The sequence below is a fragment of the Microbacterium sp. S1037 genome (genome assembly GCF_048381605.1).
Taxonomy (GTDB): domain Bacteria; phylum Actinomycetota; class Actinomycetes; order Actinomycetales; family Microbacteriaceae; genus Microbacterium; species Microbacterium testaceum_B.
Window position 1 is genome coordinate 1,447,928 of record NZ_JBLWIG010000001.1, and the last position, 12,833, is coordinate 1,460,760.

Sequence of the window (12,833 nt, forward strand, 5' to 3'; positions counted from 1 at the left end):
CAGTGGTCTTCCGCTCCTCGATCTACAAGAAGCCCGCTCAGCTGCGCGCGATGGTGGAGCCCGGGCTGATCACCGCCGCCGCGCTCGACGCCGTGCGCGCGCTGATCGCTCCGGGCGTCACCACGCTCGAGCTCGACGAGGCCGCCGCCCGGATCATCGCCGAGCGCGGTGCCGAGTCGAACTTCCAGATGGTGCGCGGCTACCGGCACACGATCTGCGCGTCGGTGAACGAGCAGGTGGTCCACGGCATCCCCAGCGAACGCCCCCTTCGGGCGGGCGACATCCTGTCCATCGATGCGGGGGCCCAGTTCCGCGGGTGGAACGGCGACTCGGCCTTCACAGTCATCGTGCCGGGCGACGCGCCGGAAGATGTCGTCGCTCCCCGGCGCCGCCTGTCGGAAGTCACCGAAGGCTCGCTGTGGGCGGGCATCGCGGCGCTGAGCCGTGCTTCGCACCTGGCGGAGGTCGGGGCTGCCATCGAGGCGTACATCGACGACAACGCGCCGGAAGGCGGCTACGGCATCCTGCGCGATTACGTCGGGCACGGGATCGGGCGGAAGATGCACGAATCGCCGAGCGTCTTCAACTACGCCGTGGCCGACAAGGGCCCGGAGGTGCGCCCCGGTCTTGCTGTGGCCATCGAACCGATGGTCGTCATCGGCGATCAGGCCACCGAGGTCGAGGACGACGGGTGGACCGTGTCGACGATCGACGGCACAGCCGGCTCCCATTGGGAACATAGCGTCGCCGTGCACGATGGAGGCATCTGGGTTCTCACCGCTCCCGACGGTGGTGCAGAAAAACTGGCGCCCTTCGGTGTGGTGCCGAAGGAGATCGATTCATGATGATGGCTGCGGCACGTAAGGCCACGAACTGGTTCGCGATCGGCATCACCGCTGCCGCGGTGGTGGTCGTGCTCGTCGTGGGCGGTGTCGTGTGGTTCGCCAACAGCCAGGCGACCTCGCCCGGGACCCTCCCGCAGTCCTCGGCGGTCAACACGGACACGGGTGCGATCTCGGTGGGCTCCGGCTCGAAGACCGTCGACACCTATGTCGACTTCATGTGCCCCATCTGCAACTCGTTCGAGCAGTCGTACGGACCGACCCTCCAGCAGCTCGTCGACGATGGCACGATCACGCTCAACATCCACCCGATCTCCATCCTCGACCGGTCATCGCAGGGGACCCAGTACTCGACGCGTTCCGCCAGCGCGGCCTACTGCGTCGCGGTCGACGACCCCGCGAACATTCCCGCTTTCGTCAAGGCGATGTACGCGCAGCAGCCCGCAGAGGGAACGTCGGGCCTGGACGACGCCACGATCGCGTCGATCGCGACGAGCGCCGGCGCATCGGATGCCGTGACCTCCTGCATCAACGACGGCACCTACGAGAAGTATGTGACGGCGATGACCCGTCAGACCCCGATCCAGTCGGGCGCGAGTGGTGTCTCCACTCCCACCATCGTCGTGAACGGGACGCTCCTCACCAACAAGACCGACCTGACCGGTGACCCGCAGAAGGACATCGTCGCCCGTCTGAACGGCTGACGACACTCCCGGCGAGTTGCCGGGTTGAGCATTACCACGTATGCTTGATCTTTGGTGCGTTGCGCCTTCATTGGCGTGTCGAAGCACCGAACCCCCATCCACCGCAGACCGGCCGGTCTGCAACTGAGCGTGAGCGAGTTTATGGCGAAGAAAGACGGTGTCATCGAGATCGAGGGCACGGTGTCCGAGGCACTGCCCAACGCGATGTTCCGTGTCGAGCTGACGAACGGGCACAAAGTGCTCGCGACCATCTCGGGCAAGATGCGGCAGAACTACATCCGCATCATCCCGGAGGACCGCGTCGTCGTCGAACTGAGCCCGTACGACCTCACCCGTGGTCGTATCGTCTACCGCTACCGCTGAGTCCGGCCGAGAAGTAACGAACCGCACCTCGCGGCTTCGAAGACAGCGAAACAGGAACATCATGAAGGTCAACCCCTCCGTCAAGCCCATCTGCGATCACTGCAAGGTGATCCGCCGCCACGGGCGCGTGATGGTGATCTGCAAGAGCAACCCGCGCCACAAGCAGCGCCAGGGCTGAGCTTCCAGCTCGACGTCGTTCCACTCGACGTCATCTCCAACTGAATACACACCGGCAGGATCAGATCCGCCACTCGGACGCTTCGACGAGCTCAGCGACCGAACGGCGGGGACACCTCGGGGCGGAGGCCCGAGCACCGATCCTGCTCCACACCTCCAGCACACTCTGAGGAGAGCCGCATGGCACGTCTTGCCGGCGTCGACATCCCGCGCGATAAGCGCGTGGTGATCGCACTTACTTACATCTACGGCGTGGGCCGCACCCGCTCCGTCGAGATCCTGAACGCGACCGGCATCAGCCAGGACGTCCGCGTCAAGGACCTCACCGACGACCAGCTGGTCGCGCTGCGCGACCACATCGAAGGCACCTACAAGGTGGAGGGTGACCTCCGTCGCGAGGTCGCCGCCGACATCCGCCGCAAGGTCGAGATCGGTTCCTACGAGGGCCTGCGCCACCGCCGCGGCCTCCCCGTGCGCGGTCAGCGCACGAAGACGAACGCGCGTACCCGCAAGGGTCCCAAGCGCACCGTCGCCGGCAAGAAGAAGGCGCGCTAAGCCGCGGGCTGAGCGTCAGGATTCAGGAGAACGCACATGGCACAGGCCAAGTCCGCCGCGCGCAAGCCGCGCCGCAAAGAGAAGAAGAACATCGCTGTGGGTCAGGCCCACATCAAGTCGACGTTCAACAACACGATCGTTTCGATCACCGACCCCTCGGGTGCCGTCATCAGCTGGGCCTCGTCCGGCGGTGTCGGATTCAAGGGTTCGCGCAAGTCGACGCCGTACGCCGCCGGCATGGCCGCCGAGTCGGCCGCCCGCCAGGCGCAGGAGCACGGCGTCAAGAAAGTCGACGTCTTCGTGAAGGGTCCGGGTTCGGGTCGTGAGACCGCGATCCGTTCGCTCACCGCGGCCGGCCTCGAGGTCGGCTCGATCCAGGACGTGACGCCGCAGGCCCACAACGGCTGCCGTCCGCCCAAGCGTCGCCGCGTCTGACGCGTCTGTTCCCGGGGAGAGTTCTTCGCTCCCCGGGAACGCCGCGCTCACGCGCGATTCAGACTTCCGGATGCCGAGACCCGCGGTCGCGGTCGCGATGGCATCCCGCGAGTACAACTCAACACCTCACCCCATTACACGTGTCATATAGCGGGCACGTGATCGAAAGGAACACATAGTGCTCATCGCACAGCGTCCCACTCTGACCGAGGAGAAGGTCGGGGAGTTCCGCAGTCGTTTCGTCATCGAGCCCCTCGAGCCCGGCTTCGGTTACACCATCGGCAACGCCCTGCGTCGTAGCCTGCTGTCGTCGATCCCCGGCGCGGCCGTCACGAGCATCCGCATCGACGGCGTCCTGCACGAGTTCAGCACGATCCCGGGCGTGAAGGAAGACGTCACCGAGATCATCCTGAACATCAAGCAGCTCGTCGTCTCGAGCGAGCGTGACGAGCCCATCACCGCGTACCTGCGCAAGACCGGCTCCGGCGAGGTCACGGCCGCGGACATCTCGGCTCCGGCCGGGGTCGAGGTGCACAACCCCGATCTGGTCATCGCGACCCTCAACGACACCGCGAAGTTCGAGCTCGAGCTCACCATCGAGCGGGGCCGCGGCTACGTCTCGGCCACGCAGAACCGCAACGAGTACGCCGAGGCGGGCCAGATCCCGATCGACTCGATCTACTCGCCCGTTCTCAAGGTCAGCTACCGCGTCGAGGCGACCCGTGCCGGCGAGCGCACGGACTTCGACAAGCTCGTCCTCGACGTCGAGTCGAAGCCTTCGATCGCTCCGCGCGACGCCGTCGCTTCGGCCGGGCGCACGCTCACCGAGCTGTTCGGCCTGGCCCGCGAGCTGAACGTCGAGGCCGAGGGCATCGAGATCGGTCCCGCGCCGGTCGAGACCGTTCTCTCGAACGAGCTGTCGATGCCGATCGAGGACCTCGATCTGTCGGTTCGTTCCTACAACTGCCTCAAGCGCGAGGGCATCAACACGGTGTCCGAGCTGGTCGCCCTCTCGGAGACCCAGCTGATGAACATCCGCAACTTCGGTCAGAAGTCGGTCGACGAGGTGCGCGACAAGCTCGTCTCGCTCGGCCTCTCGCTCAAGGACTCGGTGCCCGGCTTCGACGGTGCCCAGTTCTTCGGCGGCTACGACGAAGAGACCGTCTGACCCCGTCAGACCCGACCGAACCTTCCTACTGGAGTAACACGAAATGCCTAAGCCCACGAAGGGTCCCCGCCTCGGAGGCGGCCCGGCCCACGAGCGTCTGCTTCTCGCGAACCTCGCCGCAGCGCTGTACACGCACAAGTCCATCAAGACGACCGAGACGAAGGCCAAGCGCCTTCGCCCGCTCGCTGAGCGCCTCATCACGTTCGCCAAGCGTGGCGACCTGCACGCGCGTCGTCGCGTGCTGAGCGTGATCGGTGACAAGGAAGTCGTGCACACCCTGTTCACCGAGATCGCGCCGCTGGTGGCCGAGCGTGACGGCGGGTACACCCGCATCACCAAGGTCGGCAACCGCAAGGGCGACAACGCCCCCATGGCTGTCATCGAGCTCGTCCTCGAGCCCGTGACCAAGAAGCCCTCGTCGTCGAAGCCCGCCGCGGCTCCCGCTGCTGCCGCCCCGGCCGAGGAGCCCGCCGCCGAGGAGACCGTCGTCGACGAGACCCCCGCTGCCGACGAGTCGGCGGAGGCCGGCGCCGAGTCGCAGGACGAGGGTGCCGCTGCCGAGGCTGCTGCCGAAGACGCCGTCTCGGACGACGCCAAGGCCTGAGTTCCGCTCTCCGACGAAGCCCTCACCCCACCGGGGTGAGGGCTTCGTGGTGTTTCCGGGTCGCCGTAGGCTGGAGGGGTGCGTCTTCGACTCGACATCTCCTACGACGGAACGCACTTCCGGGGGTGGGCCCGACAACCGGGATTGCGCACCGTGCAGGGAACCCTCGAGGATGCCCTCGCGCGCATTCTGGGCGGTGACCCGCGTCTGGTCGTGGCGGGACGAACGGATGCCGGCGTGCACGCGTCCGGACAGGTGGCGCACCTGGATCTCGACGACCACCAGATGGCGAGATTGCCGCGTCGTCGCCGCGAAGGCGACGAGGACGACGCCGTCGCTGCCCTCGCGGGGCGTGTGCGCGGCGTTCTGGGCGCGTACCCCGACGTGACCGTGCACCGCACCACGCTCGCCCCCGCGGGCTTCGACGCGCGCTTCTCGGCGGTGTGGAGGCGGTACACCTATCGGGTCGCGGACGCGAACTCGGGATACGACCCTCTGGAACGCCTGCGCACGACCACGGTCAAGGCTCCTCTCGACGTCGAGGCCATGCACATCGCTGCTCAGCGCCTCATCGGCCTGCACGACTTCGCGGCCTACTGCAAGGCTCGCGAGGAGGCCACCACGATCCGCACCCTGCTCGAGTACGACTGGCGGCGCGGGGATGACGGCATCCTGGTCGCGAACGTGCGAGCGGATGCGTTCTGTCACAGCATGGTCCGCGCGCTCGTGGGCGCGTGCGTGGCGGTGGGGGAGGGGCGCCTCGACGTGGAGGACGTGGTCCGCATCCGAGACGACGGGCGCCGGACCCCCGACACCAAGGTGCTGGCAGCACGGGGGCTGGTGCTCGCGCAGGTGGGATACCCTGCCGACGATCTGCTGGCCTCTCGCGCCGAACAGACGCGGAACCGGAGGGATGCCGACGACATCGGCGCATGAATCGTCCAAGAGTGCATCCGCAACCCCCGTTGCGCGAGAGAGCGCGGCTCTAGGCTGGTGCCGTCATGAAGGTCATCTCGTACAACCTCCGCAAGCACCGCGCCGCCGGTGAGCTGTCGAAACTCGTCGACGAGCACGCGGTCGACGTGTTGTGCCTGCAAGAGTGCGACACGCGAGACATTCCCCTCGAAATCTCAGGTCTCCGGCTCGCCGAGGCGACCCAGCGCAATCGCCTCGGCCTGGCCGTCTACTACCGGGAGAACACGTTCCGGGCCGTGGAGGTGCGCGCGATCGCGCTGAAGAAGTCGCTGCACGACTACGTTCTGAAGCCGGCCGAGGAACGAATGCTGGGTGTGCGGCTGCGTGATATCGACGACGGCCGCGAGATCATCGTGGCGTCGTTCCACGCGGCGCCACTGACGGCGCTGAACTCTCTTCGACGGCACCAGATCCGCACGGCCCTCAACGAGCTGCAGAACCTCGGACCGGGGCTTCCCGCTCTCATGGTCGGCGACTACAACTACCCGGTCTTCAAGGAGAACCTGGGACAGAAGGTGCGCGATCAGGGGTACGAGCTCACTTTGAGTGACGCACGGACGTACACCCGGTACCGCTTCTTCCGCGGGCACTACGACTTCGCCACCTCGGTGGGTTTCGACATCGCTCACATCCGCACGTTGCCGCAGGGGCTGAGCGATCACTTACCGATTCTCATCACCGCCGAGGTATCGACGTCGCCCACGTCCGCTGGTTCCTGATCGACGAGCGCCAGCCGTCGGGACGCGAAAGGTGGGATCGCCCGAAGGGGCGATCCCACCTTTTCTCTCTCGCGTGTGAGCGTCAGGCGGCCGTCTGACGACGACGGCGCACGACGGCGCCGATACCTACCGCGGCGCCCGTGGCGACGAGCGCGCCACCGGCGATCCACAGACCCGTGGTGGCGCCGCCGTCGATGCCGGTCTTGGCCAGCCCCGCTGAGGCCGGCGGCGTCGTCGGGGTCGGGCTCGCCTTCACAACGAGCACCTGGGCGTGCAGGACGGTGCCGCTCGTCGCGCCCGTGAAGGTCAGATTGTAGGTTCCGTTGGCGTTCGAGGGGAACGTGATCCGGACGTTGAGCTTGCCGGCGTTCGCGCTCGTGTGCAGGTTGGAGTTGGTCTCGATCGCCGTCTTCACCATGCCGAGGGTTGCGCCCGAGGCGCTTTCTCCGGTGATGGAGATCAGCACGTCTTCGTTACCCGTGAACGGGGTGCCGGGCGTGGTGAAGGTCGAGGACTCGCCCGGAGCGATCGTGCTCGGCGTCGCGGTGATGGCGGACGGATCGACGTAGGCGTTGGCGGCGGTCGGTGCCAACAACACGGCTGCGGCCAGCGAGACCGCAGCAGCAGCGCGGAGGATCGTGTTCTTCATGGTGGGTCCCATCTCGGTGGCACGGTGGCCGGGTGGAAGTCGAAGAGCGACCCGCTCGACCTCTGCCGGTGAGGATCGCCCCAGACGGCAGTCTTTCGAAGGAGTCCGCCGGGGTGCCGTCATATCGCGGCGTATTCACGAGCTGAGGCTGTGGACTTCACCAGGGCCGGGCGGTGTGCCCGTGGTGACCCGTCTGTTCCTCGATCAGTTCCCGCCGCAGCCGGTGGCTCCGCGGCCGATCGCCGGACTCACGATCGTCGGCGTCACAACGGCACCGAGATGCGGCGTCCACGGCGTGGACACGCGCACGTCCAGATGCGCTTGTTCGCCGGGCGCAAGCTGAACGGACCACTTCAACACGGGTCGTCCCTCGAGGGTTCCACCCGCGAAGCCCGGCGGTATGCCGTCCGTCGTCGACGCGTACCCCTCCAACCTCCCTTCGGCGGGGAGGACGACGTACACGCCCGTGAGCGCTTCGCCGACGGGGACTCCGTACTCGCCGCCTCCGGTCACATAAGAGGGCAGGGAGGCCGGATCCGGGGCGTCGTTGCGCAGCGTGACGCCCAACACCGCCGAGTCCTGCCCGCACCACGCGACGTCGACGCTCGGGCGCAGGTAGGAGTCCATTTTCGACCCGGTACCGTCGTTGAGGTAGACCCCGAACGTGGACCGATCCGTGCCGTCATCGGGCAGCGTGCCCTGCAGCGTCGTTCCGTCGAGGATCGCCTGCTCGTCGGCATCCGCGCTCCAGAGCATCAGCCGGCCCTCGGAACCGGCCCTCATGAGGGCGGCGAGAAGGAGCTCGGGATCGGCGCGCCCCTCGGCGAGAGCGGAGAAGACGGCCGCTGTCGCTGCGCGGAAGAACTCGTCCTGACGAGCGGGGTCGGGGTATCGCTGATAGACCTCCTGCAGCAGCAGAGGCACGGCGTTGTCGGGCGTGAGGTGATCGCCGGTCGGCAAGGTGACCGGCCCCGTCGCCTTCAGGACGTAGCCGAGGGTGACGGGGTCAAGGGTGATGACGCCGTCGACGGTCCGCCCGCGGAGGCGCTTCCACATCTCTCGGGCGATCGGTGCACCGAGGGTGAAGTCCGGTACCTGCGTGACGTTCTGGATGTAGCGCGCCGGTCGCGTGTCGAAGAGATCCTGGACCTCGCCGGGGAGATCGACCACCGGCTCGGCTTCGACCGGGAAATCGGACGTCGACGCCTGGTCGACGAGCGCGAATCGCCCGTCCTGCGTGTCGACCTGCGCGACCGCGCCGACGATGCCGCCGAGCGAACGCCATTCCGCATTGTTCTGGAACAGGACGAGGTAGGACCGCTGTCCGTCGGTGCCCAGCATGCGCGGGAGCAGCAGGGTTGCTCGATGGAGAGCGTCCGATGCGGACGCTGCGCCGTCGACGAGCTCTCGCGCGCGCGTGACGCCGTCTCGAAGCGGACCGAGGAGCGGTGCCGTGTCGATGCGGGACAGTTCGTCCGCCGCGGCGCGAAGGTGCGTCGCGGCGGCGTCGGCCTCGGGTTCGAGCGACGCGATGACGGTCGTGTCGAAAGCGCCCTCCCGGGGCCGCAGGACGTCCGTGGAGAGCCCGGATGCCGCGGACGAGAGCGGCCCGAGACCTTCGGAGACGGCGGTGTCCAGCGCCGCGGAGGACACGGCGAGAGCCCGGAGTTGCGGCCCGATCCACGGAAGCGGTTCCGCCCACGACCACACGGGGTCGCTCGTCAGGGAGCGGGCGGCGGAGGTGTCGTCCCGGACGGTCGCGAGCGCCACCGCGATGGTCGGCGGATCGTGCGGGCCGGCCTCTGCGGCCTGGAGCGTCTGGCGTGCGGACGAGAGGTGAGCGACGGCCATGCCCCCGCGCACGCCGATCCACGCGGCCGCGACGAGCCCGACGACGAGAACGGCCCCGAGGCTCCAGGCGAAGACGCGTTCTGCCCGAGCCGCCGGCCGACGATCATGAGTACCGATCACCCACGAACAATAGGACGCCCTCGAGCGGGCGTCAGAGGCCCGGGTGGTGCGCGTCACCCTAGAATTGACCGCGACGGGGGAGGGTGCATGCGGAACCGGGCGCGTGGTGGTCGTGTCGTGCTGGGCGCGGTCGGTGTGGCGATGACGTTCGCCGTCGCCGGGTGCGGAGCGCCGCCGTGGGCGCAGGGCGGCAACGCTGCGCCGGCGTCTCCGTCGCCGACGCAGGTCTCCTCGCCGGCACCCCAGCCGGTGCCCAACGACCTCTCCAGCGGTTCGACGCAGAAGACCGTCACCGCCGGGGCCGTCTCGGCGACAGTGAACTACTGGTCCACGCTGTCGATGGACAAGTGGACTCCCACCGCTCTGAAGCCGGTGAGCCTGTCGATGGTAACGACGGTGACGCCCGACGACGGTCAGAAGGTCTACCTCCAACGCGCGACCATGACCGCGGTCCCGGGGAACGAGACGCAGTCCTTCGCGCCGCTCGCCGCTCAGACCGACCAGTCGAACGCACCCGGTTACCTCGTACTCGCGCCGTACAGCTACTCGCAGACGTTCAACGTCGGCGAAGTCCCCGCCGACGCCACATTTGTCACCCTGCAATTCACCTACGAGTACCTCGTGCAGGCGACGCCCACGTCGGACGAGTACGCCAAGCAGACGGCCAGCGACACGCTCACTGTCGCGATCGCGGGCGGCGGATCCGCCGGCTGATTCAGAGCCGGACGCGTTCCCACCGGTCTCCGCCGAGACGCTGAGCCGTCGACGCCGCCGTGTCCGCCTGCTCGACGAGCGCATCGAAGTCGTAACCTGCGGCTTCCGCGGGTACCCACCCGACGCTGGCCGAGAGCTGGACGGCGATCCACGACGTGGCATCCATCTCGGTGAATCGGCGGAGCACCGTTCGCACGTACTCACGGACCACGGTGTCGGGGCGCGCCACGACGACCACGAGATGACCGCTCGCCTTGCGTCCGATGTCTGCTTCGGCGGGAAACACCTCGGTGATGAGCGACTCGAACGCCGAGATGATGTGCGCCCAGTTGTTGTCGCCCGCCGCGCTGCGCAGGTGAGTCGGATCGTCCACCTGGATCGAGAGCGCCACCCAGCCGGGCTCTGCGGCACGGCCCGCACGTCGCAGACGATCGGATGCCGTGACGGCGAACTGCGGCCACGCGGTCGCCGTGAGCGAGTACCCGGGGGAGACCGACGTGAAGTAGAGCAGGCTGACAGTCGCGCACACGAGGTAGATGAGCATCGCGAGCCCGTTCAGCAGGCGCGGAAGCTGGAGGTCACCGATCGCTGCCGGAGCCACGATCGCCGAGACCACGCTCGCCAGGGCGAGGACGACGAACCCAGCCGAGACGACGAGGAGAGGGAGCATGAGACGCTCCCGTCCGTCGGGGGAGCGCCTCAGCTCGAGGATCGTCAGCCCCGCGAACACGGCGGCGGCGAGGAACGCCAGACGGAACACGAGGCCGTATGCGGCGGCATCCTGTGCGAAAAGGAAAAGCACGGCCGAGCACACTCCCTGCAGCGCACCCACCCACGGCAGGGCCCGCCCGCCCCGCCGCGCCCGGAAGCCCGACCAGATGAGCGCCGGCGCGCCGAGCATCAACCCCAGCCCCACACGGCGGAGTGACTCGTCGCCGACCGCGACGCCGACGACCGATGTCCAGGTGCTGCTCATCGCGAGCAGGAAGGCCAGCGACCAGAGCAAGGCCGCGCGGGAAGGGCGGGGGAGGAAACCCAGGCTGACGATCATGATCGACGCGAGGGTGGTGACCGTCGCCTGCGCGAGGCTGAGATTCGCGAGGGTCTCGACGGCCGTCACTCCTCGCGATCCTTCAGCGGGATCGGGAGGACGACCGTCACCGTGGTGCCGGATCCGAGTTCGCTTTCCAGTGACACGGTGCCCCCGTTCTCTTCGACGATCCCTCGGACGATCCCCATCCCCAGGCCCGTCCCCGGCGTCGAACTGTCTCGGGCCGCGCGTGAGCGGAAATAGGGGTCGAAGATTCGCGGCAGGTCTTCGGCCGGGATGCCGATCCCCGTGTCGGCGAATCGCAGGACGACGCTCTCGTCGCCGACCTCCGCGGAGAGACGCACCGTGCCGCCGCCCGGGGTGTACTTGATCGCGTTGCTCAGGATGTTGTCGAAAGCCTGCCGGAGCCGGAACGCATCGCCGACCACTTCGGCGGTGTCGGGAAGATCGTCGATGATGCTGACTCGGCGCGACGCGGCGGCCGGGCGGAAGGATTCCAGCGACGACGCGATGATTCGCATGGCATCCGCGGTCTTCGGCGTGTCCTTTTCCCGGAAGACACCTCGCGAGTTCGCCAGGATCTCGGAGATCAGCTTCTGCATGCGTTCCCCGGCGCCAGCGATGACCTCGAGCTGCTCCCGCACTTTCGGCGAGAGATCAGGGTCGTCGAGAGCCAGATCGGCGTGACCGATGATCGCGGTCAGCGGGTTGCGCAACTCGTGCGAGACCGTCGCAGCCAGTCGTTCGCGTGCGCGCTCGGCCTCGATGAGAGCGGTGATGTCGTGGACGATCAGTAGCGTGCTCTCCGGCTCGTCGGACGAGACGAGGCGTCGGGTGGAAGCGGACAGGGCGTGCCACGCCCCGTCTGCGTCGAACAGCCACACCCGCTCGTCGTCGAACTGCTCGCCTCGCGCGGCACGGGCGAACGGGCGCTCCGACTCGCTCAGCGGCTCGCCGCGCAGGGTCGCGTACTCCACGGCGCTGCCGGGCCGCTGCGGCTCGTCGCGATCGATGCCATACAGCGACAGGTAGGTGTCGTTGAGGGCGAGGACCTCGCCGTCCGCCGACATGCGCGCGATGCCCGTGTCGAGCCCGTTGAGCACCTGCGAGACGCGCCTCTCCTGACCCGTCACGCGTTGCAGGGTGCCCTGCAACCGACTGGCTTGGCGTCGCAAGAGCTGTTTGAACGCGCGGGTCTGCCTCGACGAGAGATAGGCCGTGATTCCGATGAACGTCAGTGACAGGAGGACGACGATGAGCCGGAGAGCGGTGGCCGGTCCGGACCCGTTCGCGGCGGCGTCGACCACGATGATGACGCCGACGGTCGCGAGAGTCGAGATCAACAGGGTCACGGCGAAATGGGTCGCGATCCACGTGATGGGGAACACCCAGAAGAACCCGAAACGCAGATCCGTGCCGAAGCTCAGCAGCCCGATGCCGATGATGTCGCCGAACGGGATGATGGCCACCGCGCTTCGCGGGAGGCGGTGCCAGGGGACGATGATGGCGACCGCGGTCAGGGCGATGACGACGCCGACGCCCGTCGAGAACGTCCAGACGGCGAAGAGGGACGGCTCCAGCGCCTGAGTGAGCAGCACGGTGATCACCACGCTGGCTCCGAGAACGAGCTGCAGGAGCCAGACGGAACGCGTCCTACTGCTGGGAGTGGACCCCTCGTCGAGCTCCAGCGCCCGGATCGGTGCTGCCGATCCGACGCTCCTTCCCGCTGACATGTCTTCGAGTGTATCGACGGTGGTGTAGTCTTCTGCGCGCCATCCTGTCTCTGCTCGCCGTTTGTGCCCACCGGGGCACGTCGTCCGGTCAGACTCCCCCTGAGGCCTGCATCCCGCAGTGTGATGGTCGTTCATCGACCTTTGCGCGCCAGCGCCCTCCCTCAGGAGACACC

Annotated in this window: 15 protein-coding genes; 11 read left to right on the top strand and 4 right to left on the bottom strand. The window is 67.7% G+C overall.

Annotation, left to right across the window (positions count from 1 at the left end; genetic code table 11):
• Nucleotides 1-2: 2 nt before the first annotated feature.
• The 10 genes from map (at nt 3) to ACMW4R_RS06460 (ending at nt 6,542) form a co-directional block, all read left to right on the top strand.
• Nucleotides 3-845 (top strand): type I methionyl aminopeptidase, encoded by an 843-nt coding sequence (gene map, locus ACMW4R_RS06415; RefSeq protein WP_418299462.1) that lies wholly within the window; start codon nt 3-5, stop codon nt 843-845.
• Entirely contained in the window at nt 842-1,546 is a 705-nt protein-coding gene (locus ACMW4R_RS06420) for a DsbA family protein (protein ID WP_058596236.1), read from the top strand. Before map ends, ACMW4R_RS06420 begins: the two co-directional genes overlap by 4 nt.
• A 141-nt stretch (nt 1,547-1,687) precedes the next feature.
• On the top strand, nt 1,688-1,909 hold the full coding sequence (gene infA / locus ACMW4R_RS06425; protein ID WP_013583992.1) for a translation initiation factor IF-1: 222 nt from the start codon (nt 1,688-1,690) through the stop codon (nt 1,907-1,909).
• Between the two features lie 61 nt (nt 1,910-1,970).
• Nucleotides 1,971-2,087, top strand: coding sequence for a 50S ribosomal protein L36 (gene rpmJ / locus ACMW4R_RS06430; RefSeq protein WP_005050492.1), 117 nt, complete (start codon nt 1,971-1,973; stop codon nt 2,085-2,087).
• Nucleotides 2,088-2,266: 179 nt separating this feature from the next.
• Complete coding sequence (gene rpsM / locus ACMW4R_RS06435) at nt 2,267-2,641, top strand: 30S ribosomal protein S13 (RefSeq protein ID WP_013583991.1); 375 nt, start codon at nt 2,267-2,269, stop codon at nt 2,639-2,641.
• A 36-nt stretch (nt 2,642-2,677) separates the two neighbouring features.
• Nucleotides 2,678-3,076: a 30S ribosomal protein S11 gene (gene rpsK, locus ACMW4R_RS06440; protein ID WP_013583990.1), complete on the top strand. Its 399-nt coding sequence runs from the start codon at nt 2,678-2,680 to the stop codon at nt 3,074-3,076.
• Nucleotides 3,077-3,254: 178 nt separating this feature from the next.
• Complete coding sequence (locus ACMW4R_RS06445; RefSeq protein ID WP_013583989.1) at nt 3,255-4,244, top strand: DNA-directed RNA polymerase subunit alpha; 990 nt, start codon at nt 3,255-3,257, stop codon at nt 4,242-4,244.
• Nucleotides 4,245-4,287: 43 nt separating this feature from the next.
• Nucleotides 4,288-4,848: a 50S ribosomal protein L17 gene (gene rplQ, locus ACMW4R_RS06450; protein ID WP_418299463.1), complete on the top strand. Its 561-nt coding sequence runs from the start codon at nt 4,288-4,290 to the stop codon at nt 4,846-4,848.
• A 78-nt stretch (nt 4,849-4,926) separates the two neighbouring features.
• Nucleotides 4,927-5,784 carry a tRNA pseudouridine(38-40) synthase TruA gene (gene truA, locus ACMW4R_RS06455; protein ID WP_058596234.1) on the top strand — a complete coding sequence of 286 codons (858 nt, stop codon included), beginning with the start codon at nt 4,927-4,929 and terminating at the stop codon, nt 5,782-5,784.
• Nucleotides 5,785-5,849: 65 nt separating this feature from the next.
• On the top strand, nt 5,850-6,542 hold the full coding sequence (locus ACMW4R_RS06460; protein ID WP_058614731.1) for an endonuclease/exonuclease/phosphatase family protein: 693 nt from the start codon (nt 5,850-5,852) through the stop codon (nt 6,540-6,542).
• Nucleotides 6,543-6,624: 82 nt separating this feature from the next.
• On the opposite strand, the gene ACMW4R_RS06465 is transcribed toward ACMW4R_RS06460, so the two are convergent.
• Complete coding sequence (locus ACMW4R_RS06465; protein ID WP_418299464.1) at nt 6,625-7,191, bottom strand: hypothetical protein; 567 nt, start codon at nt 7,189-7,191, stop codon at nt 6,625-6,627.
• 204 nt (nt 7,192-7,395) lie between these two features.
• Entirely contained in the window at nt 7,396-9,162 is a 1,767-nt protein-coding gene (locus tag ACMW4R_RS06470) for a DUF4012 domain-containing protein (RefSeq protein WP_418299465.1), read from the bottom strand.
• Between the two features lie 87 nt (nt 9,163-9,249).
• Here ACMW4R_RS06470 and ACMW4R_RS06475 point away from each other — a divergent pair, with 87 nt between their 5' ends.
• Nucleotides 9,250-9,876, top strand: coding sequence for a hypothetical protein (locus ACMW4R_RS06475; protein WP_081317306.1), 627 nt, complete (start codon nt 9,250-9,252; stop codon nt 9,874-9,876).
• A gap of 1 nt (nt 9,877) precedes the next feature.
• On the opposite strand, the gene ACMW4R_RS06480 is transcribed toward ACMW4R_RS06475, so the two are convergent.
• Together ACMW4R_RS06480 and ACMW4R_RS06485 are read right to left on the bottom strand one after the other, a co-directional pair.
• On the bottom strand, nt 9,878-10,996 hold the full coding sequence (locus ACMW4R_RS06480; RefSeq protein WP_058596230.1) for a GGDEF domain-containing protein: 1,119 nt from the start codon (nt 10,994-10,996) through the stop codon (nt 9,878-9,880).
• A complete protein-coding gene (locus ACMW4R_RS06485) occupies nt 10,993-12,660 on the bottom strand; it encodes an ATP-binding protein (protein ID WP_081318599.1) in 1,668 nt (555 codons plus the stop codon). Before ACMW4R_RS06485 ends, ACMW4R_RS06480 begins: the two co-directional genes overlap by 4 nt.
• Between the last annotated feature and the right edge of the window lie 173 nt (nt 12,661-12,833).